Origin of the sequence: Collinsella sp. AM15-2 (assembly GCF_003471985.1) — a bacterium.
Lineage (GTDB): Bacteria > Actinomycetota > Coriobacteriia > Coriobacteriales > Coriobacteriaceae > Collinsella.
This window is the reverse complement of sequence record NZ_QRKO01000020.1, coordinates 700-24,857: the sequence shown is the minus strand read 5'-3', so window position 1 is coordinate 24,857 and position 24,158 is coordinate 700. Positions and strand designations below refer to the sequence as shown.

Genomic DNA, 24,158 nt, shown 5'->3' with positions numbered 1-24,158 from the left:
GCGCGATGAAGAAGACCCTGTGGACGAGAAGATCGGCGCTCGCGCTTTTTTGCTGTGCTGCTGCCGGCCTTGCGGGCATGAGGGTGAGCGTCGTTAACGGGAACCGGACGGTCATTCCTGAGAAATATTACGCGGAGGGCGAATGGCTCTCGATGGATGGAGCGTTTCTGGGGTCGAAGGATGTGGTGACTGATGGGTATTCGTTTTGCATAGACGGGGCAGAGTTGCTCACGCCGCGCGAGTATCTCAAACGAGCACATGACGATTATTCAAAATATGGCACCGTGGATACGAAAACGAGACTGAAGGATGCCGACATCACGTGCGTTATCGCCGTAAAGATGCGTGTCAGAAATAGGGATAATATCGACGGTGGAATCAAAGCGTATGTTTGGCATCTGGTTCCGGAGTCTGCGCCAAACTATGATTTTGTAGTCAATACCGATCTGATAACGCAAGCCATGCCGGTCCTTGGCGGCTCTGCTGCGTTTGCCGTGGAGGTTGGGGCAGAAAACGAGTTGCTCGTCCCATTTATGATGCAGAACACCAACGACTATTTCGAAGGTTACGAGACCGTCCGTTTTGAGAAAGCATTTCCCGGGACTTACACGATGAAGATGACCGATCTGCCGGAGCGGAGGCTCTTAAGGTTTGAAGTGAAATAGCTCGAGAGCAAGGCAAAACGGGTCCATTGGCGGTACGCGCGCCCGATTCCAGGCGCCCCGGCCCGGAATCGGGCGCGGGACGAGGCGCCTTCGGTGTCGGCCGGCCTACCGCTTCTTCTTGCTCTTCTTCTGCTTGCGCTGCTTGCCCTTGGTCTCCTGGGGCTTGTCGCCCTGTTTTGCTTCGGCAGCGGCCTTTTCTGCCTTCATCTTCTTGCGTTTGGTCTCGATGCGGAGTTTTTTGTTGATGCGCGCCTTAAGGAAGGGACCGAACTGCTCGGCATCGCCGCGGACAAAGGTGTCCTTAGGGATCGTCACGCCCTGGTCGGCGAACATGGCCACAAAGATGCGCTCGCCGTCGAGCACGTGGTCGAGCTTTTCAAACGGGAAGAACTGCGACTTGCCGCTCGTGCCCCAAACCATCAGGCCGTCCTCGTTGGCGGCGACGCGGCGATAGCGGCCACCCATGGACTCGTCTGCCTCGACGGCATCGATAAAGTCGCGGGCGAGGGTGTGGTGCAGGTTTTTGCTCCACCAGGCCAAAAAGGCGCCGAATACGATCAAGACGACGCCAAACTTGATCCAGTTGCCGCCGGCCACCAGCATGCCGATGCCGATGAGCGCGGCAATTGCCGCGGCGACATACAGCGAGCCGCGACGCCTGGGCGAGGCGACCAGGCGGGCGAAGTCGGTGACGAGGTCGTTTTCGTATTGGTACTCGTTGAGGTACAGGATGCCGTCGTCGGCTGCGGCCTGCTCCTCGAGCGCGACCTCGACCTGGTCGGCTGCTTCGGAGGGAACGAGGTTGCTCTCTGCGTCTGCCATGCTCTTTGGACTCCTATCGCGGCGGGCTCGCCGTACGGGTTATTATGGAATGCAGTATGCCGTGCGACCGCATGGCCGCCGCGGCAACAAGACTCAGTATACCCGGGGGAGCACCCATGGAATCGTTGTACCGAAAGTATCGCCCGCTCACCTTTGACTCCGTGGTGGGCCAGCAGCATATCGTCTCGACGCTCGAGCACGCCATCACCGAGGGGCGCCTGTCCCACGCCTACCTGTTCTGCGGACCGCGCGGCACGGGCAAGACCACCATGGCGCGCATTCTGGCCAAGGCGCTGCTGTGCCGCAATGCCGAGGCGGCGCGCGCCGAGGGTGCAAGCGGCTGCATGCCCGACGGTACTTGCGAGGAGTGCGAGCTCATTGCCGAGGGTAACCACCCCGATGTCTACGAGCTCGATGCCGCCTCCCGCACGGGCGTGGACAATGTGCGCGAGGAAATCATCAACTCCGTCAACTTTGCCCCGGTGCGCGGCAAGTACAAGATCTATATCATCGACGAGGTCCACATGCTCACGACGGCGGCGTTCAACGCGCTGCTCAAGACGCTCGAGGAGCCGCCGGCACACGTGATCTTTGTGCTGTGCACCACCGACCCGCAAAAGATTCTGGAGACCATCCTCTCGCGCTGCCAGCGTTTCGATTTCCATCGCATCGGCAACGAGGATATCGAGCGTCGCCTGGCATACGTGTGCGAGCAGGAGGGCTTCGATTACGACGATGAGGCGCTGGCTATCGTGGCGCGCCATGCCAAGGGCGGTATGCGCGACGCGTTGTCCACGCTGGAGCAGCTGAGCGTCTTTGGCAACGGTTCTGTGCATGCGGACGACGCCCGCTCGCTTTTAGGCGAGGTTTCGGACCAGATTCTGGGCGAGTTTTCCCGCGCCATTGCCGATCGCGATGTTGCCGAGCTCTATGGACTGATCCGTGCGCAGGTCGAGGAAGGAAACGACCTGCTGGAGCTGACGCGCGACCTGGTGGCGCATGTGCGTGACGTGTACGTTGCCTGCGTTGCCGGTGCCCGTGCCGAGCTGTTTGAGGGCGGCTCCGAGCAGGCCGAGGCGCTTGCTGCCGAGGCCGCTGCCTTTGGCGAGCATCCTGCCGACCGCCTGGCCCGTGTGCTGACGGTGCTCGACGATGCCGCACTGGAGATGAGGGGCGCGAGCGACGTGCGCCTGGTGCTCGAGATCGCCTGCACGCGCCTGGCACGTCCCGAGGCCGATTTAACGATTGAGGCATTGGCCGAGCGCGTGGCCCGCTTGGAGGCCATGGTTGCCAACGGCGCCGTGCCGGCGAGCGTGGCTGCTGCTCAGGCCGCCGCGCCTGCAGCATCCGTACCCGCTGCTGCCCAACAGCCGACGCTAATTTCGGGCGCTCGTGCTGCCGCTCCGGCGGCATCCGCTGCCCCCGCTGCTACGTCCGCGCGCCAGGGCGGTATGCCTTGGGACCGTGGTGCTGCTGTTCCGGCTGCCCAGCCTGCGTCCCGTTCTGCGTCCGTGTCAGCTTCCAAGCCTGCAGCGCCTGCACCTCAGCCTGCGCCGACTCCGACGCCTCAGCCCGTTGCGGCTCCCGCGCCTGCCACCGCTCCGGCACCTAAGCCCCAGTCCAACAATGCCGCCCAGGTTGCCGCCGCCGGTACTGCCGAGACGCCCGCGGTCGAGGATGCCGGAGAGCTGCAGCGCAAATGGGCCGAGGTTGTCGAGCGTGTCAAGGCGCGTCAGGCTTCCTACGCGGGGCTTTTGCTCAATGCCCGCGCCACGGCTGACGACGGCTCCAGGCTCACGGTCTCGTTCCCCGCGGGCTCGACCTTTGCCATCAAGATGCTTGGACGCGCCGACACGCAGTCGGTGGTCCTGCCGACAGTCAGTGCGGTCTTCGGTCGTCGTACCGTCGACTATGTCCTGGATGGGGGTGGCACGCCGGCTCCTCAACATGAGGAGCATTCTCCATCTGCACGGGCTGCGGTATCTGCGGACCCGCAACCCGTGTCCTCGGCGGCCCCTGCATCCTCGAGCGCCAGCGCGACGCAGCCAAAAGCAGCACCGATAGCGGCGCCGACCCCGTCGGCGCCTAAGCCCGTCATGGCCAAACCGGCTGCTCCGACACCCGCGCCCAAGCCTGCCTCGCCCGCGCCCAAGTCGTCTGACCTGGGCAAAGCCCCCTGGCTGCGCTCCGACAACCCCGCCGGCGCTCCTGCCACGGGCAAGCTCCCGACCGAGCCCGCGCCCCGAGCGCCCGAGCGCGCGTCCGCTCCCAAGGCTCAGCCCGCCGCGCCGTCTGCGCCATGGGAATCCGAGCAGGTTCCCTACGACGATGCCATGGTTGGCGGTTTTGTTGCCGATGCTGGTGGGGACGATCTGCCTCCGTTCGACGTGCCGGGTGCGGCGTCCGCGCCCAAGTCCGCTGCAACTGCCCCCAAAGAGGAGGACGCTCCTGCAGCTCCCTGGGAGTCCAACTCCGGTGCGGGCGGCCCCTTCGGCCATCAGGGTGCAGCCCCGAGCATCCCGCAGACCGAGGACGAGGCCAAAGCCCTCATCCGCAGCGTCTTCGGCCAGTCCACCATCTTCAAGCCGGTGGAGTAGCTGCGCAGGCGGGTATACTGCTCAAGAAGAGAACCCCTTGCCCGGGCGCATCTGTATTTCGGACATGTGCAACGTGGTGCCGCGTATATCGCATTCGAGCAGACAGGCGCGTGACGGTCGGCCTAGGATGCTGAGGTCGATACGATACGTCGCATGGCTGTCCGTGTACTCGACTTGCTCGGCGTTGACGGTTGCTCCGATTGTAAATAAAGAGCCCAGTTCGGCATCGACAATCTTGGAGTCCTTTATCTTGACCTTGAACTCTTGGTAGAGGGACGGGCTGTTGTAGTAAATGGTTCGGGTTCCGTCGGTGCATTCATCGGTCGTCTCCCATTTGACGACGGGCTGGTCCGAGCTGGCTATCAGCAGTTCTGCTCCAAAAGCTATGGCATGGGTGATGATAACCAGTAATACCCAGACGACAAAGAGATAGAGAACCACATATGCAACGGGGTGTTTTGAGCGGATGTTTTGGAGTACGGCTGGGACATTCACGAGGGCACCTCCAAATCGTCATCTATGACAATCAAATTATACCCAGCCGCCATGCGTGCCGCCTCGAGCAGCGGCTCGGCATTTTGCCATGTAGCCTTGTAGCCCTACGCATAAACTGCCTGGTTCCAGCTCTGCTAGATGTAGCTTGAGATAATTATGCAACCTTGCATAATTCGACCTTGCATAATCTTGGGCGTGCGTCACGCTCAAGGACATGTATATCGACTGAGGTAGCGTGTCCGCCCCGCTTGCTTGCCCCGCGCCGTGGTACGATTTTTGAGTTTGAAAGTCCCGTCGCGCTCCGGCTGCCCTTGCAGCTTGTCGCGCGGCCGCACGTAAAGGAGCCATCATGGCCGGTATGAACATGCAGCAAATGATGAAGCAGGCTCGCAAGATGCAGGAGCAGCTTGCCGCCGCGCAGGAAAACCTTAAGTCCCAGACCGTCGACGCCTCTGCCGGCGGCGGCATGGTCAAGGTGACCGTTAACGGCGAGATGGAGCTCGTCAACCTCACCATCGACCCCGATGCCCTCGATCCCGAGGACGTCGATATGCTGCAGGACATGATCATGGCTGCCGTCAACGAGGCCGTCCGCGGTGTCAACGAGCTCGCCAACAAGCAGATGGGCGCCATCACCGGCGGCCTCAACATCCCGGGCATGCCGTTCTAAGACACGCATATATATGAGTGCCAACCATAGTCTGCAAAAATTGCTCGATGAGCTGGGCCGTCTGCCGGGCATTGGTCCCAAGTCGGCCCAGCGCATCGCCTATTACCTGCTCGAGGCCGATGCCGAGGAGGCCCGCCGCCTGGCCGAGGCCATCCTGGAGGTTAAGCAGGAGGTCCACTTTTGCAGCCGTTGCTTTAACTACGCCACGGCCGACGAGTGCTCCATCTGCCAAGATTCGATGCGCGACACTACTCGTATTTGCGTGGTGGGCGAGCCGCGCGACGTCCAGGCAATCGAGCGCACGGGCAGCTACCATGGCCTGTACCATGTGCTGGGCGGCGTGATCAGCCCCATGGACAAGATTGGTCCCGAGCAGCTGCACATCCGCGAGCTGCTGGCGCGTTTGGGCCACGAGGATATCCATGAGGTCATCATCGCCACCAACCCCAATATTGAGGGCGAGACCACGGCGAGCTACCTGGCCCGCACTATCAAGCCGCTGGGCGTTGAGGTGTCGCGTCTGGCGAGCGGCCTGCCCGTGGGCGGCGACCTGGAGTATGCCGACGAGCTTACGCTTGGGCGCGCCATTGAGGCCCGTCGCACGATTTAGGTGGCGAGCCTGCTCCTGCCGTATGTTTTCCTGGCGACGCACGGGGCAGTCATAATTCCCCGTGCGACTATAAGTTTGTTGTGCAACAAAGATACTTTGTATCCGCTTATCGCATGGATGCTTCCACTCGCATCCTTAATTTGCTCATTCGTTGCGCAACCTTTTGGGTTCGCTGATACACTCAAATATGGATTCGAATGAATGCGCCGCTCCCGAGCGGCGTGTTTTTGTTGGAGGAGAACGCATGCGGCCCGGTGGCACTCAGACAAAGCGCGGCGCCGCGGTGCGCATGCGACGCCGACTGGGCTTGGCGCCGCGGGCGTACGCACTGCTGTCTTGCTCGCTGGTGCTGGTCATAGCTGGCGTTTCTGCCTATGGCATGACCGTGCCGTCCATGATGCAGGCACATGCCGCACGCGAACCGCGCGTGGGGCATGAGGTCAAAAGTGATCTGGGCACCACGACTGGATATGCTTGGGCAAGTGTGGTCGCGCATATTGTGTTTGGCGCCGACGACGCGGACGGCGCCGAGGCCCCGGACAACGAAGTCACGCTTGCCAATGGCAAAACCATCGTGCTCACCAACACCAAGATCATCGATCGGTTGTCCAACAATAGCGTGGCGGCAACGGTGAATAAGGTCGAGCGGCAGAAGGAGCAGGACGCCCAGCAGTCCGGAAAGCCCGGTAGCTCGGATACTTCTGGCTCCGGCTCGGATTCGTCGAGTTCGGGCGGCGGCTCTGGGTCGGGTTCCTCTGCCGGAGGGTCTGGAAACGGCGGCTCGACGGGCGGCAACGCTGACAACGATGCAAACTCCGGTGGCCTTTCCGCTGCTGAGGAAGAGAGCATTCACAGTTGGCTTGTAACCAAGTACAACATGCTCGACGGCTATGTTTCTCGTGCCAATGACGTGGTTTCGACCTATAACTCTACGGGAGATCCCAGGCCGTGCGACAGCCTGGTCGGGGAGATGTTTGTCATTCGAGCCGAGTTCGGTCGTCAGACATTCTCGCCCCGGTCAAAGTGGTATCAGCAGTATGCCAATCTGTGGGGCTGTTACACCAACCTATGTCAATGGGTCGGCCATTACGGCGATGATGACGTCGCGCTCGGTAACTTCAACAATAACGTGGCGGCGCTTGCCCTATGATGACCGATCTTGCATCCACCACACCACAATCGCTCGGTCGCGATCCCATGGTCGGCCTGCGCCTGGCGCGTGTCGACGGGTTTGAGCCGGCCATTGCGCTCGGTCAGGACGAACTGCCTGCCTATCTGCGTCGTTTTACGATACTGTTTGCCGACGATGCCACCATGCGCCGTGGCGGTATCGGCCGCGTGACGCGTGCCGTCAACGCCCAAGGCGAGGCCGTGGCACTCAAGCAGCTCATCTTGCCAACGTGCGATGAGTTTGACGATGCCGCCGCCCATGAGGCGCTGGTCGCCAAGTTCAAAGCGGCGTTTCGCGAGGAATACGAATGCCATCGCGCCCTTTCGGGCCTTAAGGGCTTTCCCCGCCTCTATGGCTGGGGCGAGGTCGACGGTGTGCCTGCAATTGTCATGGAATGGGTCGAGGGCGAGACGCTCGCCCGCTTGCGCTCGCGCTTTGCCGTGGACGATGCCGGCCGCCTATCGCCGCTTGTGGCGGCGCGTCTGGGTCGCGACCTGTTCGATCTGCTCTGCCGTATGAGCCTGGTGGGCGAGGGCTTTGTCCATCGCGATATCTCGCCCGCTAATATTATGGTGCGTACGGCGCGTCTACCGCTTGACCGGCAGCTTGCCGAGGGCACCTTTGACCTGTGCCTGATCGACTTTGGCTCGTCGCTGGCGCTTGAGCCTGCGTCGGCCGTGGCCGGTACCGGCGGCAAGGCGTCGTTTACGGAGCGCTATGCCACGCTGCGTCGCGCGACGGTTGCCTATGCCCCGCCCGAGATGCTCACCGACGATATTCCCGACCTGCGCGCTTTGCGTATGTCGCCGGCGATCGACGTCTATGCCGCAGCAAGCACGGTTTACGAGCTCATTGCCGGCGCCGCGCCATACGAAGCCGCGCCGAGCACTTCGGGCACCTCGGGTTCGCGCAAAAAGACGCGCGACATCGCCAGCCCCTACCGTCTCAAGATGGACACGCTGCCCGACTATCCCATTGGTGCCCATGCGCCCGGTTGCGATTTGACTCAGCTGCTTCGTCGTGAGCCCGATGTGGCGCTCGCCGCGGCCGAGCAGGCCCAGCAGCTGGGGCTTGAGCCGGATTCCGAGGAGCTACGCGATGCGCTGGCGTTTGTCGATGCCCAGCTGTTCGACGTGGTGATGGCCTGTCTGTCCAGCTCTCAAAAAGATCGTCCCGAGCCGGCGGCGGTCGAGGCGGCACTCTCGGCGTTTTGTGACCACTATGCGCAAAATGTTGGTCGTTCGCTCCGTGGCGAGCCGCTCACGCCGTGCCCCATGGATGCGTCCGGCCGCGCGGTTCGTCGCGCGCTGATGGTCGGCGCGACGGTCGCCTGCGGCGTGGTTTGGACTGTGGTCGTGGTTTCGGCCGCGCTGCTGGCATCGGGCGCTCGCGTGACGGCGACTTTGGGATCGCTCGTGTGGTCTGGGTCGCTACCGGGCATTATTGCCGCACTGGCGTTGGCGCTGCCAGGCATAGCCGGCGTTGCCGCGGGGGCACTTGCGCGCGATCGGCGCTCGGGCTTCCTGCGGGGTGTGCTTGCGCTTTCTGCCTGCGAGGTTCCGGTACTGGCTGTGTCTGCATGTAGCGTATTTTCCCAACGCGCCGTGATGGGCGGCCTTGTTGCCGCTCTGATCGCAGCCTATACGCTTACGTGGTTTTTGCTTGCGATGGGCTTTGCCTTTGAACTTCCCGTTTCGGCACCGCGACGCACAAAAGCCCAGATGGCGACTCCGCTTGCCGGTGGAGCCGCAGCTGTCCGTACTTTTGGCGGACCTGTCGAAGTATCGTCCGATTCTATTTCTACGACCAAGGAGGCCTAGGTCATGGCATCTCAAGTTGAGCTCACCCCATGCGGGGCCATGTTTGACATCTTTAAGCGCGCAGCGCATCTGAGCCATATCGAGCTGTGCGGCTTGGTGCTTTCGTCCCGTCCGCTCGCCGACGGCCGCAGCCCGCAGAGCCGAGCCGCCGATCGCTCTTGGGTTTCCCGCTTTATCGTTCGCGCGCCGGTCGGCACGCTTCAGCAGCGCTACTTTGCCGAATACGGTACCTCGGCTGCGCGTATTATGTCGCAACTGGCCCTGCGCCAGCGCAATCCCATGGACTCCACGGCTGTGATCAATATGGTGTGCGGTCCTGCAGGTGAACCGATGGTACGCGCGCTCGAAGAGTGCCACCAGGACACGAATCTCTATCGCAACGCGCTCGATCGCCTGTCCCAGGCGGCGGAACTCATGCCCGCCGAGCGCGCCGAGGCCGTGCTGGTGCTGTTTGTCGCCGTCGGTTGTTCGGCGGATGTGCGGTCCTCGGTGAACTATGCCATCGACTACGCACACGCGACCTGTGGCGGAGGCACATCCACGCCGCGTTCGCTTGGCATGTCGCTGACTGCGGGCGAACGCGAACCCGCCCCGGCGCACCCTTTGGGCTTGCTGCGCGTGCAAAACAGTTTTGTCGTGAGCGCCCCGCGCTGGATTCAGCCGAGTGAGCAGGGTGTTGAGATTGGCGCGCTGGCCACTGGTGAGGGCGATATTACCGACGTCGGCGACGATGTCTCGGCCCGCCATGCCCATATCTGGTGCGATGCTCAAAATATCTGGCACGTCGAGGACTTGTCGTCCACCAACGGAACCGTGGTGGTAAACGGGGCCACGCGCGTTTGCATTCAGGTCGAGCCCGGCCGTTCCGCCCAGCTCAATCCCGGCGACGAGCTCAAGCTCGGCGAATCCACTACCTATGCCATCCTCTTCGGTGCCCTCTAGCCGGCAGTTAAGGACGTTCCTTTTCTGCCGGCACTTGGGGACACTCCTCGGCGCGCCAGAGCCGGTCGCCTGGGGATGGAGAGGCCATTTTGGCCCTTGGCGGTCAGTCGGGGCGAAACTAGAAGATCTTTCCGATTCGCGGCTGTTCATGCTTGTAGAGCATCTAAAACAATAGGATGTTATTCTGGAATATGCCGGGTGCGTGAACTTGCCTGTCTTAGCCTTAATAAGGTATAGGGGAGTTTGGCTCAGGGGTTCCGTCTTGTTCTTCAGCGCAGTATTGTGGGACAGATTTGCTGAGATTGGCGCCTTACACCGCAGAGCGCACGGAAGGCTCTCGATTTGTGTTCTGGCCCCAGAATACAGGGCCTGATACTTACCAACTGTGGCATGGATGTAACATCTGTAGAAATCAACCCTTTTGTTGTCGACCTTTGTAAGAAAAACACTGCCATCAACTCTTTGGATGACGAAACTAGGGTGCTTGAGGGGAGCCTTTACTCCCCTCTGAGAGATGACTCATGTTTTTCGCTTGTCGTTGTGAATCCTCCGTTACTGCCGATTCCGGATGAGATTCCTTATCCCTTCGTTTGAGATGGAGGACAATCGGGTCTGGATAAAACACTTCGTATTCTTAAGGGTGGCGATACGCATTTAGAGAAAAACGGTAAATACTGCTAATAGGGGTGACGACGATGGTGCAGGGGCGACCCGCGATGCTCTCATCAATACGTCGGATACTTGGGAAATCAGGTCTAGATGCATGTATGATGATGCTGTGTGGCTATTCAATTAATCCGCGTTCCGAATGGGTGCAGGGTATAGCTGCGACATCGTATGCTTTTGACCCGGCGCGATACTCAGATATTTCTGAGGCGGTTGACGAAGTTTATACGCACTATGCCGCGCAAGGCGTTTCGGAAGTTTGCACATCTACGTTACGGGCTTAGGTTTCTTCAAGCGAGCAGGCCGGTTGCGTTATTTCGAGCGATTTTTCTAGTCTAGACGACAAAAGGCAAAGGATTTGATGGGTATAAAACGCGGACGTTTGTGGGCGGATGCTCAAATCTATTGTGGCAATCGGGCGGTTGAAAAAGATATTTCAACCGCCCGATTGCCAGGTTCGTCGGAGGAGATGTCCGATTCCGACTCTCTTGTAGGAAGAGCTTGAGATCGTATTGGCCCAAGGCAATCTTAAAGCAGTCTCATTGGCAAATCTTCGCTCCTGTTGTGTTGAGGTGTAAGGTATCAGTGATTGATGTTTTGTGGCGGGTAGATTGGGGCCTTCCTTGATTCGATGCGTTCTCTCGAGGTTCATCAGAGCAAAAGGGGCTTTCGTCTTCATTGCTATCACGGTGATTGGAACCGCTCTCTCCTATGCCATGCCATACGTGAACGGGAAATTCTTAGATTTTCTTCTCGGTAACCGCAGCGAAAGAGACGCCGTACTCTTCGCGCTCCTGGTTGCGTCAATAGGAGTTTTCTCCACCCTCTTTACTTATTTTGCAGGAACACTTTCCATTCGCATAACCACGAGACTTTCCTTTGATCTTCTCAGGGAGGCCGTCTTGCGTTTTGAAAGAGACGATTACTTGGTGAGTCGGACCATCGATCCAGCCTATACAACGCAACGGATTATTTCCGACTCCAGCGTGGTCTCATCCTTCGTTTTGGCGAATTTTATCAGTGCGCCGCTGTCCATTGTAGCCATTCCCATCGTATTGCTTATCATATGGTCAATTGATTCAACTCTCGCGGTGTTTTCCATCATTCTCCTCATCGTGTATTTCTGTGTAATTACTGGGTTGAGGAAACTTTTGTATAGGGTCACGTATGAGAAGAAAGAGGCGGACAGCGCCTTTTACGCCGCAATTGCATCGCAGCTTAATCAGATTCTCAACATTCAACTGACATCTTCGTACGGCAAGAGCGAACAAGCGCTCGACGCTGGGTTTAAGAGCTATTTTCCCAAAGTTTTGCGCTCCGGAAAGCTATCATATTCTCTGACATCGCTCGATGGTCTTTTCGCAGCGTTGTTTCAAGCGGTGATACTTGTTGTTTCCGGAGTACGAATCATTAACGGAACTATGTCAATAGGCGAGTACACTATCATCGCTACATACTTCGCGGTTCTCTTTAAGACTTTGAAAAGTATGATGTCATTGTTCTAATCCTATCAAGATGCCAAAGCATCATGGGATAGGACGGCTATCGCGACGAGAGAAAAGGAGAGATCGGGGTGGAATCGGACCGATTTAGCTAAACTCGATGAAATAAATGACATTTCGGTATCTGATTTGGAATTCTCGGTTGCCCTTCCAGACGGATCTGTCCGAGAGGTCCTCGGCGGGTTTTCTTTCAAGTTTTCCGGTCCTGGTACATATTGCATAGTTGGGGAAAACGGAAGAGGCAAGACGTCACTTCTTTACTTGATGCTCGGGCTATACTCATCGAAAGGCAAAGTAAAATACAACGGCGTGCCAATCGAAGAATGCGACTTGGATTACATACGTGCGAGAGAGATATCGTGCTGCCCACAGTCGTGCTTCGCGCCGGACGAAACGGTGAAAGAGCTGTTAGAGTATTTCGACACGCCCTTTTCTTCCTATCACCGGGGTGTAGATGGCCTACTTTCGCTGGAAAACAGCGTGAAGGAGTTGCTCGGGAAACGTTGCTCCGCGCTTTCGGGCGGTGAGCTGCGCCGAGTGTACTTATGGTCGGCGATTTCACGCAAGTCGTCAGTTTTGGTACTCGACGAGCCCACGACTGGGTTAGACGCTGTAAGCCGCGCCGAGCTTGCGGCCTATGTTAAGCGCAACAAGCAAAGCCAGCTGATCATCGTTGTCTCTCACGATGACGAGATGGTCGGCGCGGTAGAAGGGGTAGTGGATTTAGGCAGCATGTACCAGGGTAAATGATGACAAGTGTAGTGCTACCCAACTGGCAGAGATAACAAAAAGGCGATGCAGATGCACGTAGCATTCAGGCGGTTCGGACTCGGTGCCTTCACGCCATCGCAACGCTTTCAGATATAGTTCTCGTTCTCTTACTAAAGGAAACTTTAGTCTACGTCATCTTGTCGAGACAGAGGTGAAGCGAAGTGTTGTCGCGACGTATCTTATTCCAGGTGGCTCAGTATCAGCGTGAGAATCGCACCAAAGTGTACTTACGATTCTCGTGTCCCACGGACAACATGAGCTGAGCATTGAGGTTCCACCCTTTGCTGCAACTACACGGGGTTGGACGGCAATGAATATGCCGGGCCGCATACCACGCGCAGCGGGGGTCCATGTCCCAGTATGTTGCCTACAGCAGCCTCGATGTCCACGCACACATCATCTCTGCCTTCGCGTTCAATCCATTTGCCGGAGAGTGCGAGGGTTGCCAGGCCGTAGAATTCGAGCCGAACAAATGAAATGCGGTATCAGCGCATAGGATTAAACTGACGATTGCTTTGCACTGAGAATACGCTTGGAAAGCCGCTATGGGTGGCGGCCCGGGTTAAATAGAGAAGCCCGTCCGATCACTTTCATGTGGCGAACGGTCGGGCTTCTTATTCCACTTGCCAATGCTCGGCTCATATTGGAAGAAAGCTACGCTAATGTTTGCGTGACACTCCTATTTTCTCCGAAGAAAGAGTCGGATAATGAAGAATAGAATTAAAAAAGGTGCCAGATATAACGCAAGTATAAAGGCTAATCCAACGAGACCTTGCAATAATGGCATAACTCCTCCCAGACACGAGATTTTGGTATTTGTTCCCATCTTATTCTGAATTGGACCAAATAGTTCCTAGCCACAAAACTACTCGTCAACTGGATCGCACCAATCTGCTGGCAAAACACAGCTTGATTCTTTATCGACATAGCACCAATCCGCAACAGGGCACTCGGCGATGTCGTAAAAATTGCATATATCAACTCCAAGACAACAAGGCTCAACGGGAGGATGTTCATTTGAACCAACAGGATGGATATGCTTCATAACAGCTCCTCACCTTAATCCAATTAGAGACTACGTTTGATCAATGCCACAGTGATCTACAACGCAGATGCTGCCGCCATCCATGTCATAGTCGCAGTAATCGTATGCACCACAGCCATCTGCTTTATCATAAACAGTACAGATGTCAGTAATGCCCAAGAGGCAGTCAAAAGACATCGGCTTCACGCCTGCCTCGTCGCCACTTCCTGGAGTAATCGGATGAATATGCTTCACGACTACCTCCCTTTGAGTGCAGAAAAACCTCAATATTGTGTATAACAAACCAAGATGTCTAGTTCACCATATTTCTAGAATGGTTTCGGCGAACGTAGCAATAAGCTTCGCAGACGGTAATCAGAAGAACGAACACCTCCACAATGGTGACAGCAATGCGCTGAACCGCTTATTCCGATACAGTAGCTTCTCGTTGATTTTTCTCCTGCGAAGATGAGTGGCGGGAAATAAGGTCAAAAGCCATCTCGTAGCACATCTTTCTATATTCACATGATGCAGGGTGTAGACTCTTGGGCAAGTAGCCGTGCTCGTCTGCAGCCTCCCAGCTACAGCCCCCACCACAGAAAGACCGAGCCCAACAGTCCGTACAGTCAATTCTTTTTTCGACACCCTGACTCCAGTTTTCAATATACCTAGTTTCGTCAATTCCGGTGACGATGTTGCCCATTTTGAATCGCATCATCCCGACAAACCTGTGACAGGGGTATACGTCCCCTTCGGGAGTCACGGAAATAAAACGCCTGCCAGCCCCGCATCCGACAAAGGCGATCCTGTTGCTCATAATCAAATCAACTGCAGTTTTCAATGTTCTAAACAAGGGCTTTTCCCCTTGATCAATCTGTTTGAGATATTGATCCGCCAAATCTATTAGGCCCGCCCTGATTTTGTTTAATGAGTGTTCGTCGAGTTTGATATTCTCATCGAATGAGCTCACGGGCGAGAAGTAAATCCTTCTGAAGCCCATCTCTTTAAACTGAAGATAGTCTTCAACAAGGTTACAGTTATTATTTGTTAAGGTCGCTCTTGCGCCGAAGGGGAACGACTCGGAAAAACGACGAACGTTTTTGTCGATATCGGAGAAAGAGCCGCCTCCCGTCTTGTACGGGCGCGATGCATCGTGCTTGCATCCTGTACCATCGAGACTAATCAGAACAGAAAACCCGTGCTCCTTGAAAGAATTCACAGCAGTGTCATTCAAAAGCGTTCCGTTGGTCGTAATAGAATAGGTAAAGTTTCTATTGGGGTATATTCTTTTTGAATAGTCGACCGTTTTCCATATCAGCGGCTCGTTAATCATGGGTTCCCCACCAAAAAAGACGATCGCAAGCGTTTCGTTTTCCGATGAACTTGCGACGAGGTAGTCGACCGCCTTGAAGGCTATCTCGTCTGTCATCAGCAGAGGAGACGTTCCATAATCTCCTTTACCGGCAAAACAGTAACTACAACCAAGGTTGCATGCATGTGAAACGTGGAGTTCGATGGATCTAAGTTTTCGAGGCGTGTCTTTTGTTAAGAAAGTCCGCTCAGACAATCGTTGATACTCATCAATGTCGTCTTCAAGTTCTGCTATGGTCGTTTGGTCGTAGCCTTTCGCAGCAAGTGACTTTGTTAGCAACTTCGAGTTGACCGTTCTTCCCGATGCTTCAAATATGCGAAGCGCATCTTCTGATGCTTGGTCAACCTGAAAGCAATTGCGAGTGACCTCATCGAAGCAGTAACGACGATCACTTACTGAGAAAAAAATGCATACGTTCCTCAATTTCATGCTGGACTGGCACTAACCTTGTTTATTGTTGCGCAGCTATAAAAAACCACCAGCGGGGATTCGGTGTGCGGCCCAATCGGACTCCCAAAAGGTTCTATTTGAGACTGGCAAGCTTTGTGTTGTTGGCACTTCGACAGCGCTCTTTATTCCAACATGGAGCCTTGCAGTTTGAGTCGACTTGCCTCTGGAAGGTCCGATCTTAACTTGATTTAGGATGAAAACAGATTACAGGCGCGCTCCTCTAGAAAGAAAGGAAACCAATCGCCGCCTTTCACCAGGAAAGTTTTTATAGCCCACCTCGAGCAAAATGAAAGATGCGAGAGCGATTGGGGAACAACGCGAATCTCCCCTTTTGGGTGGGAGCGAGCCTTCAGCCACCGGCGAACGACTCGCCCTGGTCAGAATCTGGAAGTGGTGCCGGGCCGCTTGGGCCTCCCCGGTGACTTCGTGGGGCTTACCTGCCTGACGTCGAGGAGTACATCCGCAAGATTCGTTCCCTATGCCGTTTGCTCTCACGCCCGCCTTGGTTCCAAGTCGGGCGAGCACGAGGTCGCGCCGGCGCATCCGCTGGGACTGCTGCGCGTGCAAAACGGCTACGCGGTGAGCGTCCCGCGCTGGATTCAGCCGAGTGAGGAAGGCGTCGAGATCGGCGCGCTGGCAACGGGGGAGGGCGGCATCACCGATGTGGGCGATGACGTTTCGGCTCGCCATGCCCACGTGTGGTGCGATGACCAAAATGTCTGGTACGTTGAGGACCTGTCGTCCACCAACGGAACCGTGGTGGTAAACGACGCGACGAACGTCTGCACCCAGGTCGAGCCCGGCCGCTCCGCCCAGCTCAACCCCGGTGACGAGCTCAAGCTCGGAGAATCCACAACCTACGCCATCCTCCTCGGCGCCCTCTGACTCATCTCCTAAATAAGTTGCGGTGAAATAGGGGCTGTTTAAGGCTACGGCCGGCAAACAGTTCCTATTTCACCGCAGCTGCCATTTGGTCCCTCGGTGACGGAAGGATCAATTTTGCCCTTGATGGTCACCCAAGGTAAACCTTTACCGCCCGCCTATATTTGCCGAAATTACACTTGACGGCGGGGTACAATAAGCCCGCATGCGGATTTCCGTTGCGGGCGCTTCCCATCGCCGGGGCGTGCCCGGGAGCATCCGGCATGCGGCCTTTGCGGCGCTCGGTCATGTGCAAGACGGGCGGTCGGGTCTGTGGGGCGCATCAGTTGCCCCTCGCCTCGGCATGCCTTCTCTCCACGCCATGTACCTGCTGCCAAGTCCGCCTGCCAGATGATTGGAAGCAACAGCGAAAATCCCATCACGCCAACATCCCGGCGATCGCCGGGGCCTGTATACCTATATGAGAGGAGAGGGGTATATGGCGCGTAAGTTTAAGTCTATGGACGGCAACGAGGCGGCCGCATATGTTTCGTATGCGTACACCGAGGTAGCGGGAATCTATCCCATTACGCCGTCCAGCCCGATGGCCGACCATGTTGACCAGTGGGCGGCCCAGGGTCGCAAGAACATCTTCGGCACCCCGGTCAAGGTCGTCGAGATGGAGTCCGAGGCAGGTGCAGCCGGTACCGTTCACGGTTCGCTGGGTGCCGGTGCTCTGACCACCACCTACACGGCTTCTCAGGGTCTGCTCCTGATGATCCCGAACATGTACAAGATCGCGGGCGAGCAGCTCCCGGGCGTCTTCCACGTCTCCGCGCGTTGCGTCGCTTCCCACGCCCTGAACATTTTTGGCGATCACTCCGACGTCATGGCCTGTCGTCAGACCGGTTTCGCCATGCTCGCCGAGGGCAACGTCCAGGAGGTCATGGACCTCTCGCCGGTGGCTCACCTTGCCGCCATCGAGGGCAAGACCCCGTTCCTTAACTTCTTCGACGGCTTCCGCACCAGCCACGAGATCCAGAAGGTCGCCATGTGGGACTACAAGGATCTTGCCGAGATGTGCGACATGGACGCCGTCCAGGCTTTCCGCGACCACGCGCTCAACCCTGAGCACCCGCACACCCGCGGCAGCCACGAGAACGGCGATATCTTCTTCCAGAACCGTGAGGCCTGCAACAAGGTCTACGACGAGCTTCCCGCCGTCGTCGAGGGCTACATGAAGAAGATCAACGAGAAGCTCGGCACCGATTACGGCCTGTTCAACTACTACGGCGCTCCCGATGCCGATCGCGTCGTCGTGTGCATGGGCTCCTTCTGCGACGTGCTCGAGGAAGTCATCGACTACCTCAACGCTCACGGTGAGAAGGTCGGCCTGGTCAAGGTTCGTCTGTTCCGTCCGTTCTCCATCAAGCACTTCGTCGACGTTCTCCCCGAGACCGTCAAAAAGATCGCCGTCATGGACCGTACCAAGGAGCCGGGTTCCATCGGCGAGCCGCTCTACCAGGACGTCGTCTCCGCTCTCTACGAGGCCGGCAAGACGGGCATCAAGGTCGTCGGCGGCCGTTATGGCCTGGGCAGCAAGGACACGCCTCCCGCGTCCGCGTTCGCTGTCTTCGAGGAGCTCAAGAAGGACGAGCCCAAGCGCGAGTTCACCATCGGCATTGTCGATGACGTGACCAACCTGAGCCTGCCCGAGGCCGAGGATGCGCCCAACACCGCAGCCCCCGGCACCATCGAGTGCAAGTTCTGGGGTCTGGGTGGCGACGGTACCGTCGGCGCCAACAAGAACTCGATCAAGATCATCGGCGACCACACCGACAAGTACGTCCAGGCCTACTTCCAGTACGACTCCAAGAAGACCGGCGGCGTCACTGTCTCGCACCTGCGCTTTGGTGATTCCCCGATCCGCTCGCCGTACTACGTGACCAAGGCCGACTTTGTCGCTTGCCACAACCCCAGCTACATCGTTAAGGGCTTCAAGATGGTCCGCGACGTCAAGCCGGGCGGCACCTTCCTGGTCAACTGCCAGTGGAGCGACGAGGAGTTCGCCGAGCACATGCCCGCTGTGGCCAAGCGCTACATCGCGAACAACAACGTCAACGTCTACCTGATCGACGCTATCGACCTGGCCGCTAAGGTCGGCATGGGCAAGCGCACCAACACGGTGCTCCAGTCCGCCTTCTTCGCGCTGGCCAAGGTCCTGCCCGCCGAGGACGCCCTGCAGTACATGAAGGACGCGGCTACCAAGTCCTACATGAAGAAGGGCCAGGCTATCGTCGACGCCAACCACAAGGCCATCGATGCCGGCGCTACCGCCTTCCGTAAGTTCGAGGTTCCGGCCGACTGGGCTACCGCCGAGGATGCCGCTCCCGTCGAGCTCTCCGAGGAGACCAAGTCCGCTATCGCCCAGCAGGTCAAGAACCTGCTCGAGCCCATCGATCGCATGGACGGCGACAGCCTGCCTGTTTCCGCCTTTGTCGATTGCGCCGACGGCCAGTTTGAGCTGGGCGCCTCCGCATACGAGAAGCGCGGCGTCGCCGTGGTCGTTCCCCACTGGGACGAGACCAAGTGCATCCAGTGCAACCAGTGCGCCTACGTGTGCCCGCATGCCACCATCCGTCCGTTTGCGATGACCGAGGACGAGGCTGCCGCCGCGCCCGAGGCTACCCGCACGCTCGACGCCATGGGCCCCAAGGCCAAGGGCATGAAGTTCACCATGGCTGTGTCCCCGCTCGACTGCATGGGTTGCACCAACTGCGTCAAGGTTTGCCCCAAGGGCGCCCTCGAGATGGTTCCCACCGAGCAGGAGATGGACCAGCAGCCCGTTTGGGACTACATGGTCGAGAACGTCTCCGAGAAGAAGGAGCTCATCGCGGCCAACGTCAAGGGCAGCCAGTTTAAGCAGCCCTACCTGGAGTTCTCCGGCTCCTGCGCCGGCTGCGCCGAGACCGCCTATGCACGTCTGGTGACCCAGGTCGCCGGCGACCGCATGTTCATTTCCAACGCCACCGGCTGCTCCTCCATTTGGGGCAACCCCGCTGCCACCGCTCCTTACTGCAAGGACAAGGACGGTCACGGCCCGGCGTGGAACAACTCCCTGTTCGAGGACAATGCCGAGCACGGCCTGGGCATGGCCGTTGGCTATGAGGCCGTTCAGCACAAGCTGATCGCCGCTACCCAGGACATCATCGCTGCCGATGGTCCGTCCGATGAGCTCAAGGCCGCCGGCCAGGCTTGGATCGACTCCGTCAACGACGCCGAGGCCTCCAAGACCGCTGCCGCTGCCTACGTTGCCGAGCTCGAGAAGTGCGGCTGCGACGCTTCCAAGGCGATCCTCGCCGACAAGGCTTACCTCACCAAGAAGTCCTTCTGGATCTTCGGCGGCGACGGCTGGGCCTACGACATCGGCTTCGGTGGCCTGGACCACGTCCTGGCTTCCGGCCACAACGTCAACGTCTTCGTCTTCGACACCGAGGTTTACTCCAACACCGGTGGTCAGGCCTCCAAGGCCTCGAACTTGGGCCAGGTCGCTCAGTTCGCCGCCGCCGGTAAGGTGACCAAGAAGAAGTCTCTGGCCGAGATTGCCATGAGCTACGGCTACGTCTACGTGGCACAGGTTGCCATGGGCGCCAACCCGGCTCAGACCCTCAAGGCCATCCACGAGGCCGAGGCCTACGACGGCCCGTCCCTCATCATCGGCTACAGCCCCTGCGAGATGCACTCCATCAAGAAGGGCGGCATGCAGAACTGCCAGGCCGAGATGAAGAAGGCTGTCGAGTGCGGTTACTGGAACCTCTTCCGCTTCAACCCCGAGGCTGCTGCCGGCAAGAAGTTCTCACTCGATTCCAAGGAGCCCGCGGGCGGTTATCAGGAGTTCCTGATGAACGAGGCCCGTTACGCTTCGCTGACGCGTTCCTTCCCCGAGCGCGCCGAGGAGCTCTTCAAGGAGAACGAGCAGGCCGCTATGGACCGCTACGCTCACCTGTTGAAGCTCAAGACGGTGTACAACGAGGCCTAGGTCTCCCACCGCAGGATCTGAGGGCTAACCTTCGCGGACGTCCTCGGACATGAAAGAACCCCCGCTGCGCACTACGTGCGGCGGGGGTTCTTTCGTCCTGCGGAGTGTCCGCGAAGGTTAGCCCTCAGATCCTGCTACGACTACGTCCTCGGATTGTGGGGCTGAATGAAGGACGTGGCTGTGGGGGTGCCTTGTCCCGGTCGCTGTTTCGCGGCGTGGCCGCGAAACCACGCGCCACTTTGGGCATGGAGGGCTAGCTGATTGTGGCCTTCTGCTGCCCCAGTGCTGTTTCGCGCTTTGCGCGAAACATCGCAGCACTTTGGGCATAGTGGGGGAGTTGGTTGTCGCTGCCTTCTATCCCCTTGCTGTTTCGCGCCTTTGGCGCGAAAGGCGCAGTACTTTGGGCGTGGGGGCTGGCTTGCGGACTCAGATGACCTAGAGAGATATGGGTGCAAACGAGAAATCGTTGTTGGGGTCGTCCTTTTCCATAAACTCATCGAGACAGAATGTCATATAGATTGGAACGTAAAGGATCTTGCCCTCTTTGCAAAGGTTTTCGTGGCTCAGCACAACGGCCTCGGGAATTTTGTACTCGCCCACACTCATCAAACGGTCGAGGGCTGCATGTGCTCGAACTTTCTTGCCCGATTTGACTTCGATTGGGACAACATGCCCGCGGGCACCTTCGATTACAAAGTCGACTTCACCGACCTCACGCGTTTGGTAGTACCACGTATCTGCTCCGAGGGCAACGAGTTCCTGTGCGACCACGTTCTCATAGAGGCCGCCGAGGTTGGGGGTTTTCATGTCAAGGTAGACGGCGCGTGCCGTGCTGCCGGGATACCGCGATGCGAGCATACCTGTATCGGACTCGTATAGTTTAAAGGCCGTCGTTTTCTCCGTCCTCTTGAGAGGACTTCGTGCCTCCGTCACCTGGGGGACCATCAATCCAACGCCTGCGTTCACCAGCCATAGGAAATCCTGCTCGTATTTTTGAAGACGAGCTCCCTCGCCTAGAGACGAGACGATAAAGCGATGGGACTCCGCCTCAAGCTGAACGGGAATTTGCTCGAAAATGGAGCGAACGTTAAACGCTCGAGTCGATGCATATTTAGAGATATCGCTTTTGTACTGATCGACTAGCTGAATTTGAAGCTCACGCGTTCTCACGAGCGAATAGCCCGAATCGATATAGTTCTGAACGACCTCCGGCATGCCGCCGCAAACGATATAAGCTCTAAAGTTTTTGAGCATCGCCTCATGAATAAAATTTTCGACGGGACGCCTCTCGACAAGGCAGCTGCGGATGTCTGCAAGCACATTCTCGCTGATGCTGTTTGCCCAACAAAACTCTTCATAATCCATTGGCCGCATAACAATGTGCTCGACATACCCCACCGGGAAAGAAGAGATCCCCTTAAACTCAGTCCCAAGCATAGACCCCGAGAAGACATAGCTAAAGCGTCCGTCCTCGACCAGCGCCTTCATAAGTGTAACGATCTGCGGATACTCCTGAATCTCATCGACAAAGATAAGCGTATCTCCCTCAACAAGCGGTGCATCCGCAAGAAGGGCCACACGGTTGATGAAGTCAATGGAGTTCTTAGCGCCAACAAGTACGTCTCTTGCCTCGGCATCAAGTAGCAGATTGACCTCATAATACGAAGCGTAGTTGCTCTTTCCAAACGCGCGAATCGCATAGCTCTTGCCAATCTGACGCGCACCGGTAACAAGCAGGGCCTTATGGGAGTTATTCTTCCAGCTCAAAAGCCTATCAGTGACTTTGCGGCGTAGCATTAAAACACCTCATTGACAAAAATTGGCAAATAGATTTGCCCCTAATCATACAAAAATTGACAAATAGATTTGACCCAAATCATACAAAAATTGGCAAATAGCAAAGCTCACTTAGGCCTCAAAGCCAGCGAGCCAGCACGGTACTTTGCGAAAAGGCTGGCGGCGCCGTTGTTGAGGGTGGCCAGGTTGACAGTGGCGCCGTTAGCGTTCTCGGCTGCTTGGGCGCGCAGGAGCGAAAGGGCGTCGGTAGCGTTCATGCAGAAGCCGACGGTAAAGTTCCATACTGCGAACTCGCAGTCGCTTGCCGCGGGGTGAAGCGCGATCGGCTATCCCTTATGTTGGATGAAAAGCCCCATGTTTTTGCAGGGGTGCATACTCGTCAAATTAATGTATAGAATCGCGTATAGTGCGAGTAAGATATTGCGCTGTCCGTTTTGTGTTTAGCAAAGATATAGTTTGCATAATCTGGTCTAATCCCTGCTCTATTTAAATAAAGTTGCACGTAAATGGCGTAGATATGCCTGAACTGGGCTTCTTTACGCTGAGCGGGTAAAATCGACCGTTCGCCGCTTAGGTATTTTCAAAATGAATAAAATGAGCGATAAAGAGAATATAAACCTTAATAAACTCGCGTATCGCACGGACGCGGGTTATTAATGGGTTGTAGGCCTTTTACAGAAAGGATTCCAGCAATGTCTAAGCCTCTTGGCAAGCCCGATCGTATTGTCGTCGCCCTCGGCGGCAACGCCCTCGGCAACAACCCCGTCGAGCAGATCGAGGCCGTGAGCAACACCGCCCACGCTCTCCTTGGTCTTATCGAGCAGGGCAACGAGATCATCATCACCCACGGCAACGGCCCGCAGGTCGGCATGATCCAGAACGCCTTCGCCGCTGCCCACGATGCCATCGGTACCCCCGAGATGCCGCTGCCCGAGTGCGGCGCCATGTCCCAGGGCTACATTGGTTATCACCTGCAGCAGGGCATCGGCCGCGAGATGCACAAGCGCTATAAGCGTTGGCACGCCGCCACCGTCGTCACCCAGATCGAGTGCGATCCCGACGATCCCGCGTTCAAGAACCCGACTAAGCCGATCGGTCCCTTCTACACCGAGGAGCAGGCCAAGGAGTTCATGGCCGAGGATCCCTCCAAGGTCTTCGTCGAGGATTCCGGCCGCGGCTGGCGTCGCGTCGTCGCTTCTCCCGATCCCAAGAAGATCGTCGAGGCTGACTCCATCCTCAACCTGCTCGACAACGAGTTCATCGTCATCGCCTGCGGTGGCGGCGGCATCCCCGTCGTCCGCGACTACGAGAACAAGGGCTGCTACAAGGGCGTTCCCGCCGTCATCGACAAGGACCTGGGCGGCGAGCTGCTGGCCGAGGACTGCGACGCCGACGTTCTGTTCCTGCTGACCGCCGTTGAGCATGTCGCCATCAACTTTGGCAAGCCCAACCAGGAGGAGCTCGAGGACCTCACCGCCGACGAGGCCGAGCGTCTGGCCGACGAGGGTCAGTTCGGCAAGGGTTCCATGGAGCCCAAGGTCCGTGCTGCCATCAAGTTCGCTCGTTCCCGCAAGGGCCGCACCTGCATCATTGGCGCTCTGGACAAGGCCGCCGAGACCATGGCCGGCCTCTCCGGTACCCGCATCCACGAGTAGTCTCTACTCTGTTGCCTCTCTCGTGGGCGCCAGGCAAAGCGCCCACAAACTAGCCTCTCTTCATGAGCCCCGCAGTCCGCTCCGGCTGCGGGGCTTTTGCTATTGAGGTAGCTGTTCATGGGTAGTGCTGCGGGCAGCGCCAAAATGACGAGAGTGGATAATCTCCCACTTTGAGCCTGCAAACAGGCCAAAAACGGGAGATTATCCACTCTCATTCTGCGGGTACTCA

At 57.6% G+C, this 24,158-nt stretch carries 19 protein-coding genes and 1 pseudogene; 13 read left to right on the top strand and 7 right to left on the bottom strand.

The window, feature by feature from the left end:
• Positions 1–5: 5 nt before the first annotated feature.
• Positions 6–665, top strand: coding sequence for a DUF5028 domain-containing protein (locus tag DW171_RS08300; RefSeq protein WP_117584193.1), 660 nt, complete (start codon positions 6–8; stop codon positions 663–665).
• Between the two features lie 105 nt (positions 666–770).
• Here the strand turns inward: DW171_RS08300 and DW171_RS08295 are convergent, their stop codons facing one another.
• Positions 771–1,487: a hypothetical protein gene (locus tag DW171_RS08295; protein WP_089573261.1), complete on the bottom strand. Its 717-nt coding sequence runs from the start codon at positions 1,485–1,487 to the stop codon at positions 771–773.
• A gap of 116 nt (positions 1,488–1,603) precedes the next feature.
• On the opposite strand from DW171_RS08295, the gene dnaX reads away from it, so the two are divergent.
• The gene (dnaX, locus tag DW171_RS08290) at positions 1,604–4,084 is read left to right on the top strand and encodes a DNA polymerase III subunit gamma/tau (protein WP_158551940.1); all 2,481 of its coding nucleotides are present in this window, start codon (positions 1,604–1,606) and stop codon (positions 4,082–4,084) included.
• A 21-nt stretch (positions 4,085–4,105) separates the two neighbouring features.
• On the opposite strand, the gene DW171_RS08285 is transcribed toward dnaX, so the two are convergent.
• Positions 4,106–4,579, bottom strand: coding sequence for a hypothetical protein (locus DW171_RS08285; protein WP_117648547.1), 474 nt, complete (start codon positions 4,577–4,579; stop codon positions 4,106–4,108).
• A gap of 349 nt (positions 4,580–4,928) precedes the next feature.
• Here DW171_RS08285 and DW171_RS08280 point away from each other — a divergent pair, with 349 nt between their 5' ends.
• From DW171_RS08280 to DW171_RS08245, 8 genes and pseudogenes are all read left to right on the top strand, one after another.
• The gene (locus tag DW171_RS08280; RefSeq protein WP_006235174.1) at positions 4,929–5,249 is read left to right on the top strand and encodes a YbaB/EbfC family nucleoid-associated protein; all 321 of its coding nucleotides are present in this window, start codon (positions 4,929–4,931) and stop codon (positions 5,247–5,249) included.
• A gap of 13 nt (positions 5,250–5,262) precedes the next feature.
• Positions 5,263–5,859 carry a recombination mediator RecR gene (gene recR, locus DW171_RS08275; protein WP_089573257.1) on the top strand — a complete coding sequence of 199 codons (597 nt, stop codon included), beginning with the start codon at positions 5,263–5,265 and terminating at the stop codon, positions 5,857–5,859.
• Positions 5,860–6,103: 244 nt separating this feature from the next.
• Positions 6,104–7,009, top strand: coding sequence for a hypothetical protein (locus DW171_RS08270; protein ID WP_118270929.1), 906 nt, complete (start codon positions 6,104–6,106; stop codon positions 7,007–7,009).
• Positions 7,006–8,850, top strand: a complete 1,845-nt coding sequence (locus DW171_RS08265; RefSeq protein WP_117655895.1) for a hypothetical protein — start codon at positions 7,006–7,008, stop codon at positions 8,848–8,850. The genes DW171_RS08270 and DW171_RS08265 overlap by 4 nt, the downstream gene beginning before the upstream one ends.
• Positions 8,851–8,853: 3 nt before the next feature.
• Positions 8,854–9,792: an FHA domain-containing protein gene (locus DW171_RS08260; protein ID WP_118270928.1), complete on the top strand. Its 939-nt coding sequence runs from the start codon at positions 8,854–8,856 to the stop codon at positions 9,790–9,792.
• A 327-nt stretch (positions 9,793–10,119) separates the two neighbouring features.
• Positions 10,120–10,386, top strand: a pseudogene (locus tag DW171_RS10445) (methyltransferase); the annotation flags it as partial.
• 695 nt (positions 10,387–11,081) lie between these two features.
• Positions 11,082–11,963, top strand: coding sequence for an ABC transporter transmembrane domain-containing protein (locus DW171_RS08250; RefSeq protein WP_118270927.1), 882 nt, complete (start codon positions 11,082–11,084; stop codon positions 11,961–11,963).
• Between the two features lie 126 nt (positions 11,964–12,089).
• Positions 12,090–12,710 (top strand): ATP-binding cassette domain-containing protein, encoded by a 621-nt coding sequence (locus DW171_RS08245; RefSeq protein ID WP_158571040.1) that lies wholly within the window; start codon positions 12,090–12,092, stop codon positions 12,708–12,710.
• Positions 12,711–13,596: 886 nt separating this feature from the next.
• Here the strand turns inward: DW171_RS08245 and DW171_RS10100 are convergent.
• From DW171_RS10100 to DW171_RS08235, 3 genes are all read right to left on the bottom strand, one after another.
• Complete coding sequence (locus DW171_RS10100) at positions 13,597–13,776, bottom strand: hypothetical protein (RefSeq protein WP_147324165.1); 180 nt, start codon at positions 13,774–13,776, stop codon at positions 13,597–13,599.
• Between the two features lie 30 nt (positions 13,777–13,806).
• Positions 13,807–14,010 (bottom strand): hypothetical protein, encoded by a 204-nt coding sequence (locus DW171_RS10095; protein ID WP_147357355.1) that lies wholly within the window; start codon positions 14,008–14,010, stop codon positions 13,807–13,809.
• Positions 14,011–14,179: 169 nt separating this feature from the next.
• Positions 14,180–15,556 (bottom strand): radical SAM protein, encoded by a 1,377-nt coding sequence (locus DW171_RS08235; RefSeq protein WP_117820989.1) that lies wholly within the window; start codon positions 15,554–15,556, stop codon positions 14,180–14,182.
• Positions 15,557–15,982: 426 nt separating this feature from the next.
• Between DW171_RS08235 and DW171_RS08230 the strand changes: the two genes are divergently transcribed.
• Positions 15,983–16,462 (top strand): FHA domain-containing protein, encoded by a 480-nt coding sequence (locus tag DW171_RS08230; protein ID WP_187361855.1) that lies wholly within the window; start codon positions 15,983–15,985, stop codon positions 16,460–16,462.
• Positions 16,463–16,937: 475 nt separating this feature from the next.
• Positions 16,938–20,477 carry a pyruvate:ferredoxin (flavodoxin) oxidoreductase gene (nifJ, locus tag DW171_RS08225; RefSeq protein ID WP_117757919.1) on the top strand — a complete coding sequence of 1,180 codons (3,540 nt, stop codon included), beginning with the start codon at positions 16,938–16,940 and terminating at the stop codon, positions 20,475–20,477.
• A gap of 435 nt (positions 20,478–20,912) precedes the next feature.
• Here nifJ and DW171_RS08220 read toward each other — a convergent pair whose 3' ends face one another.
• Both DW171_RS08220 and DW171_RS10185 read right to left on the bottom strand, forming a co-directional pair.
• Positions 20,913–22,274 (bottom strand): ATP-binding protein, encoded by a 1,362-nt coding sequence (locus DW171_RS08220; RefSeq protein WP_118270925.1) that lies wholly within the window; start codon positions 22,272–22,274, stop codon positions 20,913–20,915.
• A 107-nt stretch (positions 22,275–22,381) separates the two neighbouring features.
• Positions 22,382–22,531 carry a hypothetical protein gene (locus tag DW171_RS10185; protein WP_158549138.1) on the bottom strand — a complete coding sequence of 50 codons (150 nt, stop codon included), beginning with the start codon at positions 22,529–22,531 and terminating at the stop codon, positions 22,382–22,384.
• Positions 22,532–22,966: 435 nt separating this feature from the next.
• Between DW171_RS10185 and arcC the strand changes: the two genes are divergently transcribed.
• Positions 22,967–23,929 carry a carbamate kinase gene (gene arcC / locus DW171_RS08215; RefSeq protein ID WP_006235166.1) on the top strand — a complete coding sequence of 321 codons (963 nt, stop codon included), beginning with the start codon at positions 22,967–22,969 and terminating at the stop codon, positions 23,927–23,929.
• Positions 23,930–24,158 lie beyond the last annotated feature (229 nt).

Coding starts and splice junctions, on each gene's coding strand:
- DW171_RS08300 (WP_117584193.1), top strand. CDS start 6: ATGAAGAAGACCCTGTGGACGAGAAGATCGGCGCTCGCGCTTTTTTGC.
- DW171_RS08295 (WP_089573261.1), bottom strand. CDS start 1,487: ATGGCAGACGCAGAGAGCAACCTCGTTCCCTCCGAAGCAGCCGACCAG.
- dnaX (WP_158551940.1), top strand. CDS start 1,604: ATGGAATCGTTGTACCGAAAGTATCGCCCGCTCACCTTTGACTCCGTG.
- DW171_RS08280 (WP_006235174.1), top strand. CDS start 4,929: ATGGCCGGTATGAACATGCAGCAAATGATGAAGCAGGCTCGCAAGATG.
- recR (WP_089573257.1), top strand. CDS start 5,263: ATGAGTGCCAACCATAGTCTGCAAAAATTGCTCGATGAGCTGGGCCGT.
- DW171_RS08270 (WP_118270929.1), top strand. CDS start 6,104: ATGCGGCCCGGTGGCACTCAGACAAAGCGCGGCGCCGCGGTGCGCATG.
- DW171_RS08265 (WP_117655895.1), top strand. CDS start 7,006: ATGATGACCGATCTTGCATCCACCACACCACAATCGCTCGGTCGCGAT.
- DW171_RS08260 (WP_118270928.1), top strand. CDS start 8,854: ATGGCATCTCAAGTTGAGCTCACCCCATGCGGGGCCATGTTTGACATC.
- DW171_RS10100 (WP_147324165.1), bottom strand. CDS start 13,776: ATGAAGCATATCCATCCTGTTGGTTCAAATGAACATCCTCCCGTTGAG.
- DW171_RS08235 (WP_117820989.1), bottom strand. CDS start 15,556: ATGAAATTGAGGAACGTATGCATTTTTTTCTCAGTAAGTGATCGTCGT.
- nifJ (WP_117757919.1), top strand. CDS start 16,938: ATGGCGCGTAAGTTTAAGTCTATGGACGGCAACGAGGCGGCCGCATAT.
- DW171_RS08220 (WP_118270925.1), bottom strand. CDS start 22,274: ATGCTACGCCGCAAAGTCACTGATAGGCTTTTGAGCTGGAAGAATAAC.
- DW171_RS10185 (WP_158549138.1), bottom strand. CDS start 22,531: ATGAACGCTACCGACGCCCTTTCGCTCCTGCGCGCCCAAGCAGCCGAG.
- arcC (WP_006235166.1), top strand. CDS start 22,967: ATGTCTAAGCCTCTTGGCAAGCCCGATCGTATTGTCGTCGCCCTCGGC.